Source organism: Candidatus Frankia alpina (assembly GCF_902806485.1).
In the GTDB taxonomy this organism is placed as follows: Bacteria; Actinomycetota; Actinomycetes; order Frankiales; family Frankiaceae; genus Frankia; species Frankia alpina.
Map to the genome: position 1 here is coordinate 1 of NZ_CADCWT010000110.1, position 15,013 is coordinate 15,013.

Sequence of the window (15,013 nt, forward strand, 5' to 3'; positions counted from 1 at the left end):
ACATTGATGTCACGCAAAGCGACGAAACGTTACCGGGAAAGGCTCACTGCCTCGGCTCCACTGCCTCGGCGAGGGAGACCTCGTCTCCACCCACAAGGTTTTCCGCGGCCGGCACACCGGCGAATGGTTCGGTGTGCCCCCGTCCGGTAAGCCGGTCGAATTCGCCGTCATGGACCTCACCCGTTACCGGGATGGGCTGATGTTCGAGCGCTGGTCCCTCGCCGACGCGCTGACGCTGCTGCAACAGACCGGCGCGCTCGGCTGATTCCGCCCGGCGCCGCGGGTGCGCCGACGACAAACTGGATGTGGCCGCATTCCTGCCTCATGCCCGGTGGCGGTTCGGGGCCACGAAGCGGCTATCTCCCGTCCACGTCAATGACCGGTGGATTTAAACCAGCGTTCCGCTGACACCTGGGAATCTAACCTCTTCGAGGGCTCGGTCGTCAGCCACCGTAATTGCCGATCCGCCCCCATCTCGGCAGCAGCGGCCAAGCCGGCAACCTCATTTCTACACGACGTAGAAGGTTGGTCGCGCAACAAATCCCGCCCCACAGTCAACCCAAGGTGATTATCGCCACGATCCAAGTGGCGGCGGGCGGTGGAAAATCGATCGCAGAGGCGGCCACAGCGTGGATACGGACTCCGGCAATGCGCCGGAGCCCACCCAGAGTGAAGTAGGTGAGCGGAGACGGATCGTGACCACCGACGGCGCCCGACCCGGGCCTGCCGGCGAACCGGAGCACCTCGGGCCGGACCGCACACCGTGACGCAGGCCCAGGCCCAGGCCGAGGTCCAGGCCCAGGCCGAGACGCACCAGCAGCGGCCGCCGACACCGCTGCGATCGGAATGATCGTGGCTGCCCGCGACCGCCTCCCAGCGGTGGGAATCGGCGTCCCGGTGCCGCCCGGCCGCCGCTGAGGTTCCCGCCGGGATTCGCCGCGGTCACCACCACCGCGACGCGGGGCGTTCGGGCGGGCCCACCCGGGGCGGGGCCGGCTCGAGGCAGGCCGCCGTCACCCCCATTCCACCACCGAGTCCCGAAGGTGGCCCATGACCGTCCTCGACGACAGCACCGCACCCGGCCTCGTCGGGCCCCCGAACTCCCACGGCCCGCGCCGTGACCCCGCGCCGTTACTGCCCGATCCCGAGCCGGTGCGCATCCTCGGCACACCGGCGGCGAAGATGTTCGACACCGAACTGCAGCGCGAGCTGTACCGCCGGCTGGTCCTCGGCCGCCGTTTCAACCAGCAGGCCACGACGCTGACCCGGCAGGGCCGGCTCGCCGTGTACCCGGCGTCCACCGGCCAGGAGGCCTGCCAGATCACCGCGTCGATGGTGCTGCGGGAGCAGGACTGGCTGTTCCCGAGCTACCGCGACACCCTCGCGGTGGTCGCCCGGGGCGTCCGGCCGGTGGACGCGCTGACGCTGATGCGCGGGCACGCCCACAGCGGCTACGACCCGTACGAGCACCGGATCGCGCCGCTGTCGACACCGCTGGCCACCCAGGCTTCCCACGCGGTGGGCCTGGCCCATGCCGCCCGTCTGCGCGCGGCGGCGGATCCCGAGACGGCCGAGGAACTGGTCGCGCTCGCCCTGGTCGGCGACGGCGGCACCAGCGAGGGCGACTTCCACGAGGCGCTGAACTTCGCCGGGGTCCTGGGCGCGCCGGTGGTGTTCCTGGTCCAGAACAACGGCTACGCGATCTCCGTGCCGCTGGCCAGCCAGTCCGCGGCGCCGACGCTCGCCCACAAGGCGGTCGGCTACGGCATCGTCGGCCGCCTGGTCGACGGCAACGACGCGCTGGCGATGCACAGCGTCCTGTCCGCGGCGGTCGAACACGCCCGGTCGGGACGCGGGCCGGTGCTCGTCGAGGCCATCACCTACCGGTTGGACGCGCACACCAACGCCGACGACGCGACCCGCTACCGCAGCGCGGCCGAAGTCGACGCCTGGCGGGCCCGCGACCCGTTGACGCTGCTGGAGCGGCATCTACGCGCCGCCGGGCTGCTCGACGACGCGGGTGTGGCTGCCACCGCGCGGGCGGCCGAGGACCTCGCCACCGAGATCCGCGCCCAGTTCGACAACCCGCCGGATCCCGACCCCGACTCCCTGTTCACCCACGTCTATGCCACGCCGACCAGCCAGCTGCGCGAGCAGGCCGCGGAGCTCGCGGCGCGCCGCGACGCGGACGCGTACGCCGACGCCGCCGAGGACGAGGACGAGGACGAGGCCCGATGAGCACGACCATGGTGGCCGCCCTCAACGCGGCGCTGCGCGACTCGCTGCGCGCGGACGCCAACGTCCACGTCCTCGGCGAGGACGTCGGCGCGCTCGGCGGGGTGTTCCGGGTCACCGATGGGCTGGCCGCCGAGTTCGGGAGGCAACGCTGCCTGGACACGCCGCTGGCCGAGGCGGGCATCCTCGGCACCGCCGTCGGCATGGCGATGTACGGATTGCGGCCGGTCGTGGAGATGCAGTTCGACGCCTTCGCCTATCCGGCGTTCGAGCAGGTCTTCTCGCACGTGGCGAAGATGCGCAACCGCACGGGTGGGCAGATGGGCCTGCCGATCACCATCCGGGTGCCCTACGGCGGCGGCGTCGGCGGCGTGGAGCATCACAGCGACTCCAGCGAGGCGTACTACGCACACACCCCCGGCCTGCACGTCGTCACGCCGGCCACCGTCGCTGACAGCTACGGGCTGCTGCGTTCGGCGATCGCCTCCGACGACCCCGTGGTCTTCCTGGAACCCAAGCGGCTCTACTGGTCAGCGGTGGACTTCTCGCCGGCCGAGGTCTCGACGGCCCAGGTGCCACCGATCGGCCGGGCCATGGTGCGCCGACCGGGCACCTCGGCGACCCTGCTGACCTACGGCCCGTCGCTGCCCGTCTGCCTGGAGGCGGCGGCCGCCGCGCGGTCCGAAGGCTGGGATCTCGCGGTCGTCGACCTACGCTCGCTGGTGCCGTTCGACGACGAGACGGTCTGCACGGCGGTGCGCGCCACCGGCCGCGCCGTCGTCGTCCACGAGGCCGCGGGCTTCGCCGGCGTCGGCGCGGAGATCGCCGCCCGGGTCACCGAGCGGTGCTTCCACCACCTCGCCGCGCCCGTGCTGCGGGTCACCGGCTACGACATCCCCTATCCCCCACCCATGCTCGAAAAGCACCACCTGCCCAGCGTCGACCGCATCCTCGACGCCGTCGCCCGACTCCAGTGGGAGCAGTGAGCCCGTGGCCGCGGTACGCGCCTTCGCCCTTCCCGATCTCGGCGAGGGTCTGACCTCCGCCGAAGTGGTCCGCTGGTTCGTCGACGTCGGGGACGTCATCACCGTCGACCAGCCCGTCGCCGAGGTGGAGACGGCCAAGGCCGTCGTCGAGGTCCCCTGCCCCTACGCCGGGGTCGTCACCTCGCTGGCCGGCCCCGCCGGCACCAGCGTCCCCGTCGGCGCCGCGCTGATCACGGTCGCCGTCGACGACCAGGCACCGGTCGCCTCAGCCGCCGGTTCCGGCTCCCCGCCGGCCGCCGGATCGACCCCGGCGTCGGCCGCGGGCGCCAGGTCAGGCTCGGGCAACATCCTCGTCGGCTACGGCGTCAGTACCGAGCCTGCCCGGCCGCGCCGCCGACGGGTCGGCGCCACCATCCCGACCCCGCGCCCGGCGATGCCCTCCGGGCCGTCCCGATCATCCGGGCTGGCAGGAACGTCCGGCCTGGCGGGAACGTCCGGCCTGGCAGGCTCATCCGAGCCGGCGGGGTCGGCGGGGTCGGCCTCGCGGACCGCGGTCGCGGTCGTGTCACCCCTCGTGCGCCGCCTCGCCCGCGACAACGGCGTCGACCTGCAGACGCTGTCCGGCACCGGCCCCGACGGGTTGATCATGCGCCGCGACGTCGAGGCCGCCGTCGGGGACCCGCAGGCCCCCGCGCCGCACCTCGCCGAGTCCGACGCGACCATCGTCTCCCTGGACGCGATCGGGCGGCGGGCGGCGGAGATGTTCACCCGCAGCCGGCGCGAGGTTCCCGACGCCACCTGCTGGGTCGACGCCGACGCCACCGGCCTGCTCGCTGCCCGCGACGCCCTCAACGCCGGCGGCGCCGAGCCACGGATCGGGCTGCTGGCCATCCTGGCCCGCGTCTGCGTCGCCGCCCTGCTGCGCGCGCCCGAGCTGAACTCCTCCGTCGTCACCAACGCCGACGGCCGCGCCACCGGCGTGCGCCGCCACGACGGCGTCCACCTGGGGTTCGCCGCGCAGACCCCGCGCGGCCTGGCCGTGCCCGTGGTGCATCACGCCGAGGACATGACCACGGCCCGGCTGTCCGCCGAGCTCACCCGGCTGACCGCGGCCGCCCGCGTCGGCCGGCTCACCCCGGCCGAGCTGACCGGCGGCACGTTCACGCTGAACAACTACGGCGTCTTCGGCGTCGACGGCTCCACCCCGATCATCGCCCACCCGCAGGTGGCGATGCTCGGCGTCGGCCGGATCGTCTCCCGGCCCTGGGTGGTGGACGGCGCGCTGGCCGTGCGCAGCGTCGTGCAGCTGTCGTTCACCTTCGACCACCGGGTCTGCGATGGCGCCACCGCCGGCGCGTTCCTGCGCTTCGTCGCCGACGCCGTCGAGGACCCCACCCCGCTGCTGCGCCACCTCTGAGCACCCCCGCCCGCAACACCCGATCCGGTCCTAGGAGGCCTGACTTGCCTGCCCAGGCCCGCTACACCTACCTCGGCCCCGAGGGGACCTTCAGCGAGGTCGCGCTCCAGACGCTGCCGGAGGCGGCGAGCGCCGAGCTGGTGCCCTCCGCCTCCGTGACGGCGGCGTTGGACGCGGTGCGCAGCGGCGACGCGGCCGGCGCGCTGGTGCCGATCGAGAACTCCGTCGAGGGCGCCGTGACCACCACGCTCGACGAGCTCGCCACCGGACACCCCTTGATGATCTACCGGGAGGTGCTGCTGCCGATCAGCTTCGCCCTGCTCGTGCGGCCGGGCACCACCCTGGAGGACGTCAAGACGGTCACCGGCCATCCGGTTGCGCAGGCCCAGGTGCGCCGCTGGCTCGCGACGCACCTGCCGCACGCCGAGTGGGAGTCGGCCGCCTCCAACGCCGAAGGGGCCCGCCTGGTGCGCGACGGACGCTTCGACTGCGCCTTCGCCGGAGAGTTCGCCGGACGCCTCTACGGCCTGGAGGCGCTGGTGACCGACATCAACGACGCCGCCGACGCCACAACCCGCTTCGTCCTGCTCCGCCGCCCGGGCCACATCGCCGCACCGACCAGGGCGGACAAGACGTCCGCGGTGGCGTGGCTGACCGAGAACCACCCGGGCGCGCTGCTGGAGCTGCTGCAGGAGTGGGCCGTGCGCGGGGTCAACCTGATGCGGATCGAGTCCCGGCCCACCGGGGAGGGCCTCGGCCAGTACTGCTTCTCCATCGACGCGGAGGGGCATGCCAGCGATCGCCGGGTCGGTGAGGCCCTGATGGGGCTGTACCGGATCTGCCCGAAGGTGCGGTTCCTCGGGTCGTATCCACGGGCCGACGGCGTGGCCGGGTCCGTGCGCTCGCAGGTGTCGGACCACGAGTTCCGCGTGGCGGCCGACTGGCTTTCCCGCTGTCTGGATGGCCGTGGTGACGATCGGGAGCCGTGATCGACCGGCGTAGGGGTGCCCGATCCGGCCGGCCCACCGGCCGTAAGGGGCCTGTCTACGCCGGTTCCACACCGCCGGGACGGGTCGTCGCGCGCGGCGCCCGACGCCCCCCGGATGGCCTCGCGAGCGCCTCGACGCCGCCCCCGCGGGCGGCGGCCGCATCGCCCGATTCGGCCACCCCGCCGGCCGGGACGGACCGGCGCCCGGGCCGGCGCGGCACTGTTTTTCCCGGGCCACGGAGACGATTCCGCGACAGCCGTAGTCTGCGTGTGGGCCGAACACGGAGCACTGCCGGGTCCGACGACGCACGAGCAGACGTCACCGCGCGGTCGGGCGGGACGCACGACCGGGAGCGAGGACGCGGTGAAGGTGGTGGCGATCGCCAGCTACAAGGGCGGGGTGGGCAAGACGACGCTCACCGCGAACATCGGCGCCGCCATCGCCCGGCTGGGCCGCCGCGTCCTGCTGATCGACCTGGATCCGCAGGCGAACCTCACCTTCTCCTTCTACCAGCCGGAGGTCTGGCGCACCGAGCTTGCTGAGCACCGCCGGACCGTCAAGGCCTGGTTCGAGTCGTGGCGGCCGGAGACCATGGCGCCGCCGCTGGCGAGTTACGTGACCAACCCGCCGGCCGCCGCCGTCGCCGAACGCGGCGGCACGCTGGACCTGCTCGCCTCGCACCTGTCTCTCGGGGACATCGAGATGAACCTCGCCGCCCACCTCGGCGGCGCGCAGGCGCACCGGTCCACCCGCCACTACTTCGACGTCTACCAACGCCTCGCCACCGGGCTCGCCTCCCCCGGGATGCAGGACTACGACCTGGTCCTCATCGACTGCCCGCCGCACTTCGGGGTGATGACGCGCGCCGCGATAGCCGCCTGCGACCACGTGCTCATCCCGGCCCGCCCGGACAACTTCTCCGCGCTCGGCATCGAGCATCTGCTCGGCAAGCTGCGCCGCTACGTCTGGGAGTACAACCGGGTTGCGGACCTGCAGTCCGGCGTGCATCCCGCGGCAAAACGCCTCGAGCCGCACGTGCTCGGCGTCGTGCTCATGATGGTCCAGTACTACCGCGGGCAGCCGACCAGCTTCCTGCGGCCCCACATCCAGCAGGCCGCCAGCCTGGGGGTCCCGATGTTCGAGTCGATGGTCCGGTTGAGCACCCGCAGCTTCGCCGACGCGGCCGAAAGCGAGCTGCCGGCCGTGCTCAACCCGGACGTGCCCGGCGAGGTGGTCGGGGAGCTCATCGACGTGGTCGAGGAGTTCCTGCGCCGCCTGGCCGCAGGCGCCCGCCCGACCGGCTGAGTTCCCCGACCGGCTGAGTCCCCGAGCGGGTCAGGCGAGGGCGAGGGTAGTGAGGATGTCCGGGGAGAACGCCTCGGCGGGTGGCGTCCAGGGACCGGCGTGGACGGCGCCGAGGGCGGCGCCGAGTTCCGGCTGCTGGCGCAGCAGTCTCGTCATCCGCCGGCGCTTCGCCGCCCGGTCGGGCAGGCCGAACGCGGACAGCAGATCGGTCAGCGCGGTGGCGAAACGCAGCCGGGCCATCCGCTCGCCGCGTTCCTCGGCGTAGCCGCGCAACGTCTGCGGGGTCCAGGTGGGGGTGTCGAGCAGTGCCTCGGCGAGCACCCGGGTGTCGCGCAGGGTGATGCTCAGCCCCTGGGCGGTGACCGGGTTGCTCCAGCCGGCGGCGTCGCCGAGCAGCGCGATCCCGGGCCGCAGCGGGTTGTCGGTCCAGGCGTCGGTCATGGGGAAGGTCGCGCACGGCCCGGCCGGGGTGGCCTCGGCGAGTGCGTCGGGGCACGGCAGCGCCAGCGAGCGGTAGGCCGCCAGGAAGCGGGCCACCCGCTCGGGCCCGTTGAACCGCTCGGGGTCGTCCGCGTGCCGGGCGATGTAGAGCTGGATCAGGTCGGCGCCGCGGGGCACGACGACGTACTGGTTACGCCCGTCAACGTCGAGTGTCGTCTCGGCCCGGTCCCACGCGCCGCCGTCGTCGACCAGCAGCCCGGTGAGCATCACCCGCGGGGTGGTCACCACAATCGGGATGCCGAGTGCCGTGCGGGTGGCGGAGTTCTTGCCGTCGGCGACGACGACGAGCCGGGCGCGCAGGGTGTGGTGCGCCCCGTCGAGCTCGTAGGTGACCGACGGTGCCGGCCCCGGGTCCACCGTGGAACGCCCGACACCGCGCACGACCGTCGCGCCGGCCTTCGCCGCCGCCGTGGCCAGCGCCTCGCGCAGCTCCGGATGGCCCACGCCGATGATCCCCGGGGCTCCGGGCACGGGAGGCGGGCCGCGAGCGCGCAGCCGCCCACCCCGCCCCCGATGACGACGACGTCACTGTCCATTCCGGCCTCCCTCAGGTCATGACCGCAATGATTTACTATGGCATAATGAAGCCCGGGGCGGTCCACAGGTCCGAGACGGTCCACGAATCCGAACCAGAGGCAGGCGGCCGGTGGCACGCAGGCGCGGCGGGACGCAGCCGGCGCCGCTGACCCAGCGCGACGTGCTCGACGCCGCGCTGCGCGTGGTGGAACGCGGCGGGCTCGACCGGCTGACCGTGCGCGCGGTCGCCGACGAGCTCGGCGTCACCCCGCCCGCGGTGCACTACCACCTGCGCGGCGGCGAGGACCTGGCCGACCGGGTCGTCGAGGCGGTCGCCGCCGACATCCGCATCGAGATCGATCCGGCCGCGCCCTGGGTGGACCAGTACGTCGGGCTCGTCACGGCGATGGACGAGGCGTTCCGGCGCTACCCCGGCACGGGGATACGGGCGCTGACAGCCTCGCGGCCCTCCGCCGCAGCGGGCCGGCTGACCGGCACGGCGCTGTCGATCCTGGGTGGCGCCGGCCTGCCGGAACCCGCGGCGGTCGAGCTGTTCACCGCCACCTACCTGCTGTTCACCGGCTGGCTCGCGGCCCGGGGTCTGATGGCGGCGGGGGGCACGCATCCGAGCCTGGCCGCCGCGGGCATGACCGGGCCGGGCCTGGACGACCTCTCGACGCTCGAACGCGCCCTGCGCCGGGTGCTGGCGACGGTGCCGGCGGCGCCGCCCGTCGCCGACCGGATCGACCCGGCGGGCCAGGCGCGGCCCGCCCTCACAGAGGAGTCACGCACATGAGCGACACCACCGTCATCGACGACTACTTCGCCGGCTGGAACAAGCAGGACACCGACGCCATCCTGGCCACCCTGACCCCGGACGTCGTGCTGGAGGACGTCCCGACCGGCCACGGCGCCACCGGGACCGACGCGGCCCGGGCGTTCATCGACAACGCGCTGAGCCAGACGGCGGGCACCACCTACGACGTCGTGACCACCCTGTCCGACGGGGCCACCTACGCCATCGAGTGGGTCATGCAGCCGGCGGGCATCCGCGGATCCTCCTTCGGCTCGCTGCGCGAGGGCCAGATCGCCGTCAACCGCGACTACTGGAGCCTGCCCCGCAAGTCCACCTGAACCGGCGGTCCGCTCAGCTGACCACGGCGGGGGCCAGCGCCGCCGTGGTCAGCAGCCGCGGGCTGCCGCCGCCGTCGGCGAGCACGGCCCACAGATCGCCGCCGTAGTCGCCGGGCAGCGAATAGGCGAGGGTACCGCCGTCGAGCCAGACCGCCTGGTCATCGACGCTGCGCCGCTCGGTCAGCGCGGTCTCGCGCATGGTCCGCAGGTCGAGAACGGTCAGCCGCCAGGGGGCGTCCGCGGGCAGGCCCGCCACCCGCTTCTTGAACGCCAGCCGGGTGCCGTCCGGCGACAGCGACGGGCATTCGACGTTCGCCCGCACGGTGGTGACCATGCGGGCGGCGACGTCGCCGCGCACGAGGTAGGTCTGCCCGCCGGTGGCGAGCGTGGCGTAGAAGTGGGCGTCGTCGGCGAACGTCACCCCCCAGAAGTTCACGTCCGGGCTGCGGTAGGTCCGGCCGTCCCGGACGATCCGGTAGTCCTCCAGGCTCCCGTCCAGCCGCCAGGTGCCCGTGTCGAGGATGGACGTGCGGGTGGAGAACGCGGTGCCCGCGTACGAATCGCCGCTGACGAACACGGTCCAGGCCACCATGCGTCCGCTCGGCGAGACCCGCGACCGGGTGGAGCGGGTAGTGGCGCCGCTCGCGCAGGTCGGCGTCGAGCACCACCGCCCGGAAGCTGTCCCCCACCACGCCCGGCACCCGGCGCAGGCAGATGCCGGTGCCGCCGGCGGCGTGGAAGCGCAGGCAGTCCACGCCGGAAGCGGTGCGGGGCCCCGCCGGGTCCGCGGCCGGCACCGAGACCAGCTCGTCGCGGTGCGGACCCCACACCATCGAACGAAACACCAGCCGCCCCCCGGACGTCGGCGCCGACGTCGGCGGGCTCGCCGGGGCGGTGAGCACGACCCGGCCGGGCCGGATCACGGGCCCGCCGGCCTGCTGCTGGTCGCGTTGCGCCGCCCGGCCGGCGGCGTGCACCACGGCCGCGGTGGCGACCCCGGCCAGCACCATCACGACCGCGGCGAGAACGGCGAGACGGGCGCGAACGCTCACCGCGCCACCTGACCGGGACGCACCGCGACGACGGCGACGGTGCAGCCCGCGAGCGCCGCGGTGGCGGCGGCGAGGGCGGTGTGGGCACCCCAGGCGGTCCAGGCGGCGCCGAACAGCAGCGAGCAGGCGAAGCGGGCGCCCGCCTGCCCCGTCTGGACCAGGGCCAGCCCGCTGGACCGCAGCCGCGCCGGCACCGAACCGGCCGCGGCCGCCATGAGCACCCCGTCGGTCGCCGCGTAGAAGGCGCCGTGCAGGACGAGCACGACGACGCCCACCGCCGCGCCCCGCGCCGGGGCGAGCAGCAGCCCGTACGCCACGAACAGGCCGGCGTGCCCGGCGAGAAACACCCCCCCCAGCGGCCGATCCGGTCGGCGGCGCGTCCCAGGGGGACGGCCAGCAGCAGGAACGAGGCGGACGTGCCCAGCGGCAGCAGGGGAAACCACTCGTCAGACAGGTCCAGGTCGCGTTGCAAGATCAGATAGAGGAACGAGTCGCTGACGGTGGCGAGCCCCAGCAGCAGCGCGCACAGGGTGAGGCGGCGCAGCTCACGGTCGCCCAGCAGGCTCACGGCGGCACGCAGGGACACGGCGGCGGGCAGGGACGCAGCCCCGTGCTCGCTTCGGCCGTCGCGGCTTCGGCCGTCGAGGGCGCCGTGGGTTCAGCCGCGCGGCCGGGTACGAACAGCAGCAGCACGACGACCCCGATCGCCGCGACGCAACAACTGACGGTGAACACCGCGTCGAACCCGTCGGCGGCCGCACGCATCACCACGACCGCGACGACCGGCCCGAGCAGGGCGCCCGCGGTGTCCATAGCCCGGTGCACGCCGAAGGATCGGCCCTGGGCGTCCGGCGGGGCGGCCAGTGAGATCATCGCGTCCCGCGGGGCCGTGCGCAGGCCCTTGCCGGTGCGGTCCACCGCCAGGACCGCACCGATCCCCGCCAGGCTGTGCACGACCAGCAGCGCCGGCTTGCACAGCGCGGACAGCCCGTAGCCGACGGCCGCCATGGCCTTGTAGCGCCGGCCGCGGTCGGCGAGGTGGCCGCCGACGAGGCGGACCAGGGCGCTGGCGCCGTTGTAGATGCCGTCGAGCAGACCGAAGCCGAGCGGGGACAGCCCCAGCTCGGTCACCAGATACAACGGCAGCACGGCGGTGACCATCTCGGCGGAGATGTCGGTGATGAGGCTGACCGCGCCGAGGACCAGCACGGTCGCGGGCACGGCCCGCCGCGCGATCCGCACCGACGGCCGGGCCACGGCGGTCAGCAGGGCGGCACTCGGCAGGGCCGGCAGGCCCGGGGCGGTGCCCGGGTCTGCCGGCGTGGGATGGTGCGGGCGTCCGCGACGTACACGGGTGGCTAGCTCCAGATGCCGGTGATGTCGACAGCGCTCGAGGCGTTGCCGGCGTGTGTCGTCAGGCCGCCGAGATCCTCCAGGGTGCGCAGCAGGTTGTAGTGGTTGTAGGTCGTCGACGAGCTGCTGCCCGCGGTGACGTGCTGGCCGTAGAACACCGTGGGGATCCGGTTGCCGCTCTGCTTGTTGTCCTCGTCGAAGGTCACCACGAGCACGCTGTTGTGGGTCTTCGCCCAGGTGGCGTAGGCGCCGAGGTTGTTCTGCAGCCAGGTGTCGCCCGTGGCGACCGAGCAGTCGTGCATGTCGTTGCACAGGTTCGGGACGACGAACGAGACCTTCGGCAGCGTCGAGTAGTCGGTCGGGAACTGCGTGAAGGTTTTCGCGGTGCTCGTCGGCACGTTACTGAAGGCGAACCACGGGTTGTGCTTGCGGGCGTACTTGGTGGAGCTGTTCGTGCAGACCGTCGACCCGGCCGACGGCAGGCCCTCGTTGTAGCTGCCGAACGTCTTGCCGGCGGCGATCAGTCCGGAGCCGAGGTTGGCGGCGCTGCTGAATCCCGGGGTGTAGCAGCTGTCGTCGGTGACGCCCTGGGTGCCGCCGGAGAACAGCGCGACGTAGTTGGGCTGGCTGGGGTGGGTGAGCGTATAGGAGGCGGTGAGGTTCGCGCCGCCACTTTTCAGCGAGTTGATGTACGGCGCGCTGGAGGATCCGATGACCTGCGAGTAGGCATGGTTCTCGAGCACCACCACGACGACGTGGTCGGGCGTCGGCAGGCTCGCGGCCTGCGCGGGGGCGGCGACCCACACTCCGAACAGGGCTGCCGCCAGGCTGGCCGCGCCGAGGGAGCCCAGCGCCAGGCGCGGACGCCGGACACGGGTGAGAACGGACAAGGTGAGACCTCCGGTGCCGGGAGAAGAATCAGCGCGAGCCCTCGCTGAAGATCCACGTCAGGTTAGAGGTCCGACCGACCACGGTCAGTACTGTGCTGAGGAAGATGAGGCAAACAGACGAAGGCGCTGCGACGCCGTGGTGTCACCCCCTCATAACCTTCCCCCGGCGCTGACCTGCACCACCGCCCGGCCGTCCCGCCTACTTCGCCGGCGCCGAGGACGGGGCCGGGCTGGGCACGGTGGACCAGGATGTCGCCGTGGCCGGAGACGGCACGGATCTCGACGGTCTCGTCGGACGGGGCGGGGCGGTCGACGGCGTCCATGTCGCTGCGCGCGGTGCCGTCGCCCGTACGGAGGTCCAGCAGGGCAGCGGGCCCTCGCGCACGCCGATGTCGAGCCGGCCGGATCCGGTCACGAGGCTGACCGTGCCCCGCGCCACCTCGCCGATGCGGATGTCGGCCGAGCCGGAAGTGGCATCGACGCTCGCCCCCGCCCGGTCGATGTCGATGGACCCGGCGCCGCTGGCCAGCCGCACCGGCGCCGCCGTCTCGCCGATGGTGATGTCGCTGCGCGCGGCCTGGATCACCGCCGTGCCGTCGAGCCGCCGGATCCGGATCGCGCTCTTGGCGGTCCCGACGTCGGCGTGCCCCCGGCAGCGGCCGACGCGGACGTCCCCGCCGGCGGTTCTCAGCCGCAGGTCGCCGGTCTCGTCAAGGTCGACGCCGCCGAGCGCGGCCTGCACCGCGCAGTCGCCCAGGCGGCCCGCCGCCCGGATTCCCGGGGCGGTCGCGTCGACCCGCGAGCCCGCGGGCAGGTCGACCGTCACCTCGACCGCCTCGCCGGACCCGAACAGGGACCGCAGGCGCCTCCTCGGCGCCCGGATCGTCGGCCGGCCGTCGGAGTACTCGACGGTGGTCTCCCGGGCAGCCTGCACGTCGTCGTCGCTGGACGGCTCGGCCGGGTGCACCTGCACGACCGTGTCGGCGCGATCGCCCGCCCGGATCTGCAGGCCGCCGGCGCCCAGTTCGATGACGGCGAGGATCGGTTCGGGGGTGTCGAAACTCGGCATGGTCCATCTCCTTTTTGACTGGCCGGCCCGGGTTCTGGAAAGTCGGATCACACCGCTCTAGCGGACCCAGCCGCTGTAACGCCGCCCCTGCTGCCGGGATCCCCGCACGCGGGGTTCCCGGGCACGGCGCCGGGGTCGAGCGCGGCGCCGACGGCGCGCACGAGCCAGGCGTTGACGGACAATCCCTCGCGGTCGGCCGCCTCGTCGATGCGTGGCCTGAGATGCTCGGGGACGCGCAGCGTGAGCCGCGACGTACGTCCCTCGTCGCCCTCCGGCACGACGGGCGGCGGTGCCACGACGCCGGGCGAGGACTCGGCGGGCAGACCACCCGCCGGCCCAACCCCGACGGAACGGTTGACGTCACGAATGACGTCACTTTCGGCCGACGGAAGCGTCGGCGGCGGCGTCACGACGAAGTCGGGGTCGCGGCCGCGCAGCCGCACGTCGACCGAGCCCGGCGCCAGCTCGCGGGTGATCTCATCCGCGGCCGCCGACAGCGCCTCCAACAGGGCAAGCCTGGCAGCCGACTCCAGTGGCCCGACCAGCGCGAGCGCGTCCGCACCCCCCGCCTGCGCGGCGAGGGCGAGCTCCCGGCGAAGGTTCTCGACATACGGCGCGAGGTCCATGACGCCATTATGGCGTCACTCAGACGTCAAAGGCAAGACCGCATTCTCAGGCGGCGAACGCCCGCTGGCTCGTCGCATGCGCGAGCAACCGGGCGATGTCGGTGGTGCGCCGCGCGGTCGCGCAGACCACCCGATCGGGGCGGACGAGCACGGCACGGATCCGGACTCCGGTCAGCCATCGGCCCACCTCGCTCGCCGGACTCACCGCGACGATGCGGGGTCCGGTCGAGCCCGCGTCGACCAGGTCCAGGGTGAGCGGAACTCCTCCGCCAGCCCCGCTTCCTGCAGGATGCGCACCACCTCGCCGTCGAGATGCACGGCACGCGGGAGCGAGTAGGGCGCCCGGTGGCGGTCCAGCACCACGCATTCGATGCCGCGGCGGGCCAGCAGCAGCGCGGCGGTCAACCCGACCGGGCCCGCGCCGACGACGACCACCGGCGCCGTCACAGCACGTCCGGGGTGGTGAACGCGTAGTGGCCGAGGAGATCCCGGACGCGGGCGGCGTCGACCCGCAGCACCGGTTCGAACACCTTGCCCACCTTGGTGAGCGGGATCCGATCGACGACCAGCACCCAGTCCCCTCTTTCGCCATGAACACCGCATCGAGATTCCCCGCCAGGCAGCAGGTGCAGCCCCAGCAATCATGGTGTTCCGCGGAACCGCACCACGGCCATCGCACTCCCGCCGCCATCGCGGTCGACCACCTGAGACAGGGCGTCCGCTCGTCCTGCACCCGGGGCGGTCAGGTCAGCATGATCTCGGCTTCCAGGCGGGCAAGGGGAGCGCCGAGGCAGTAGTGGAGGCCGTGGCCGAAGCCGAGATGGCGCGCCGCCGGGGCGACCGAGGCGTAGCGGGTAGATGTCGAAGTCGTCGGGGTAGAACGATCGTAACTGGTCAGGTATTTGTTTGATCTTGGGTTAGCTGGTTGCGGGCATCCAGG

At 73.2% G+C, this 15,013-nt stretch carries 19 protein-coding genes and 1 pseudogene; 9 read left to right on the forward strand and 11 right to left on the reverse strand.

All coding sequences use genetic code 11. The features are described from left to right. Positions 1 to 46 precede the first annotated feature (46 nt). From G6R25_RS13315 to G6R25_RS13340, 6 genes are all read left to right on the forward strand, one after another. On the forward strand, positions 47 to 265 hold the full coding sequence (locus G6R25_RS13315; RefSeq protein ID WP_163553226.1) for an ester cyclase: 219 nt from the start codon (positions 47 to 49) through the stop codon (positions 263 to 265). A gap of 785 nt (positions 266 to 1,050) precedes the next feature. After that, positions 1,051 to 2,238 carry a pyruvate dehydrogenase (acetyl-transferring) E1 component subunit alpha gene (pdhA, locus tag G6R25_RS13320; protein ID WP_163553217.1) on the forward strand — a complete coding sequence of 396 codons (1,188 nt, stop codon included), beginning with the start codon at positions 1,051 to 1,053 and terminating at the stop codon, positions 2,236 to 2,238. After that, the gene (locus G6R25_RS13325) at positions 2,235 to 3,221 is read left to right on the forward strand and encodes an alpha-ketoacid dehydrogenase subunit beta (protein WP_163553218.1); all 987 of its coding nucleotides are present in this window, start codon (positions 2,235 to 2,237) and stop codon (positions 3,219 to 3,221) included. Before pdhA ends, G6R25_RS13325 begins: the two co-directional genes overlap by 4 nt. A gap of 4 nt (positions 3,222 to 3,225) precedes the next feature. Beyond that, positions 3,226 to 4,638, forward strand: coding sequence for a dihydrolipoamide acetyltransferase family protein (locus G6R25_RS13330; RefSeq protein WP_163553219.1), 1,413 nt, complete (start codon positions 3,226 to 3,228; stop codon positions 4,636 to 4,638). A gap of 44 nt (positions 4,639 to 4,682) precedes the next feature. Then, positions 4,683 to 5,627 carry a prephenate dehydratase gene (pheA, locus tag G6R25_RS13335; protein ID WP_163553220.1) on the forward strand — a complete coding sequence of 315 codons (945 nt, stop codon included), beginning with the start codon at positions 4,683 to 4,685 and terminating at the stop codon, positions 5,625 to 5,627. Between the two features lie 363 nt (positions 5,628 to 5,990). Continuing rightward, positions 5,991 to 6,932 (forward strand): ParA family protein, encoded by a 942-nt coding sequence (locus G6R25_RS13340; RefSeq protein ID WP_163553221.1) that lies wholly within the window; start codon positions 5,991 to 5,993, stop codon positions 6,930 to 6,932. A gap of 30 nt (positions 6,933 to 6,962) precedes the next feature. On the opposite strand, the gene G6R25_RS13345 is transcribed toward G6R25_RS13340, so the two are convergent. Then, positions 6,963 to 7,877: an FAD-dependent oxidoreductase gene (locus tag G6R25_RS13345; protein WP_235948293.1), complete on the reverse strand. Its 915-nt coding sequence runs from the start codon at positions 7,875 to 7,877 to the stop codon at positions 6,963 to 6,965. A 202-nt stretch (positions 7,878 to 8,079) separates the two neighbouring features. Between G6R25_RS13345 and G6R25_RS13350 the strand changes: the two genes are divergently transcribed. Both G6R25_RS13350 and G6R25_RS13355 read left to right on the forward strand, forming a co-directional pair. Beyond that, entirely contained in the window at positions 8,080 to 8,745 is a 666-nt protein-coding gene (locus G6R25_RS13350) for a TetR/AcrR family transcriptional regulator (RefSeq protein ID WP_163553222.1), read from the forward strand. Beyond that, entirely contained in the window at positions 8,742 to 9,083 is a 342-nt protein-coding gene (locus G6R25_RS13355) for a nuclear transport factor 2 family protein (RefSeq protein ID WP_163553223.1), read from the forward strand. Before G6R25_RS13350 ends, G6R25_RS13355 begins: the two co-directional genes overlap by 4 nt. Positions 9,084 to 9,096: 13 nt before the next feature. Here G6R25_RS13355 and G6R25_RS31485 read toward each other — a convergent pair whose 3' ends face one another. Next, on the reverse strand, positions 9,097 to 9,675 hold the full coding sequence (locus G6R25_RS31485; RefSeq protein WP_235948295.1) for a TolB family protein: 579 nt from the start codon (positions 9,673 to 9,675) through the stop codon (positions 9,097 to 9,099). Here G6R25_RS31485 and G6R25_RS31490 point away from each other — a divergent pair. Next, on the forward strand, positions 9,674 to 10,147 hold the full coding sequence (locus G6R25_RS31490; RefSeq protein ID WP_235948297.1) for a hypothetical protein: 474 nt from the start codon (positions 9,674 to 9,676) through the stop codon (positions 10,145 to 10,147). The genes G6R25_RS31485 and G6R25_RS31490 overlap by 2 nt on opposite strands. Here the strand turns inward: G6R25_RS31490 and G6R25_RS31495 are convergent. The 9 genes and pseudogenes from G6R25_RS31495 to G6R25_RS25230 form a co-directional block, all read right to left on the reverse strand. Then, positions 10,132 to 10,482, reverse strand: a complete 351-nt coding sequence (locus G6R25_RS31495; RefSeq protein ID WP_235948300.1) for an MFS transporter — start codon at positions 10,480 to 10,482, stop codon at positions 10,132 to 10,134. The genes G6R25_RS31490 and G6R25_RS31495 overlap by 16 nt on opposite strands. 217 nt (positions 10,483 to 10,699) lie before the next feature. After that, on the reverse strand, positions 10,700 to 11,392 hold the full coding sequence (locus tag G6R25_RS31500) for an MFS transporter (protein WP_235948302.1): 693 nt from the start codon (positions 11,390 to 11,392) through the stop codon (positions 10,700 to 10,702). Between the two features lie 101 nt (positions 11,393 to 11,493). Beyond that, positions 11,494 to 12,378 carry an alkaline phosphatase family protein gene (locus tag G6R25_RS13370; protein ID WP_205447100.1) on the reverse strand — a complete coding sequence of 295 codons (885 nt, stop codon included), beginning with the start codon at positions 12,376 to 12,378 and terminating at the stop codon, positions 11,494 to 11,496. A gap of 199 nt (positions 12,379 to 12,577) precedes the next feature. Further along, positions 12,578 to 13,447: a DUF4097 family beta strand repeat-containing protein gene (locus G6R25_RS13375; protein WP_235948305.1), complete on the reverse strand. Its 870-nt coding sequence runs from the start codon at positions 13,445 to 13,447 to the stop codon at positions 12,578 to 12,580. 47 nt (positions 13,448 to 13,494) lie between these two features. Continuing rightward, positions 13,495 to 14,073 (reverse strand): hypothetical protein, encoded by a 579-nt coding sequence (locus tag G6R25_RS13380; protein WP_163553224.1) that lies wholly within the window; start codon positions 14,071 to 14,073, stop codon positions 13,495 to 13,497. A 46-nt stretch (positions 14,074 to 14,119) separates the two neighbouring features. Continuing rightward, on the reverse strand, positions 14,120 to 14,278 hold the full coding sequence (locus tag G6R25_RS13385; RefSeq protein WP_161982945.1) for a hypothetical protein: 159 nt from the start codon (positions 14,276 to 14,278) through the stop codon (positions 14,120 to 14,122). Further along, positions 14,275 to 14,520 (reverse strand): FAD-dependent oxidoreductase, encoded by a 246-nt coding sequence (locus G6R25_RS25225; protein WP_205447101.1) that lies wholly within the window; start codon positions 14,518 to 14,520, stop codon positions 14,275 to 14,277. Before G6R25_RS25225 ends, G6R25_RS13385 begins: the two co-directional genes overlap by 4 nt. Then, positions 14,517 to 14,645: a hypothetical protein gene (locus tag G6R25_RS28905; RefSeq protein WP_268904138.1), complete on the reverse strand. Its 129-nt coding sequence runs from the start codon at positions 14,643 to 14,645 to the stop codon at positions 14,517 to 14,519. The genes G6R25_RS25225 and G6R25_RS28905 overlap by 4 nt, the downstream gene beginning before the upstream one ends. Before the next feature lie 170 nt (positions 14,646 to 14,815). Next, positions 14,816 to 15,013 (reverse strand): annotated as a pseudogene (locus G6R25_RS25230) (cytochrome P450); the annotation flags it as partial.

Bases quoted from the DNA above. Each gene is read 5' to 3' on its own strand.
- pdhA (WP_163553217.1), top strand. From the start codon at position 1,051: ATGACCGTCCTCGACGACAGCACCGCACCCGGCCTCGTCGGGCCCCCG.
- G6R25_RS13325 (WP_163553218.1), top strand. From the start codon at position 2,235: ATGAGCACGACCATGGTGGCCGCCCTCAACGCGGCGCTGCGCGACTCG.
- G6R25_RS13355 (WP_163553223.1), top strand. From the start codon at position 8,742: ATGAGCGACACCACCGTCATCGACGACTACTTCGCCGGCTGGAACAAG.
- G6R25_RS31490 (WP_235948297.1), top strand. From the start codon at position 9,674: ATGCGTCCGCTCGGCGAGACCCGCGACCGGGTGGAGCGGGTAGTGGCG.
- G6R25_RS31485 (WP_235948295.1), bottom strand. From the start codon at position 9,675: ATGGTGGCCTGGACCGTGTTCGTCAGCGGCGATTCGTACGCGGGCACC.
- G6R25_RS13375 (WP_235948305.1), bottom strand. From the start codon at position 13,447: ATGCCGAGTTTCGACACCCCCGAACCGATCCTCGCCGTCATCGAACTG.
- G6R25_RS13380 (WP_163553224.1), bottom strand. From the start codon at position 14,073: ATGGACCTCGCGCCGTATGTCGAGAACCTTCGCCGGGAGCTCGCCCTC.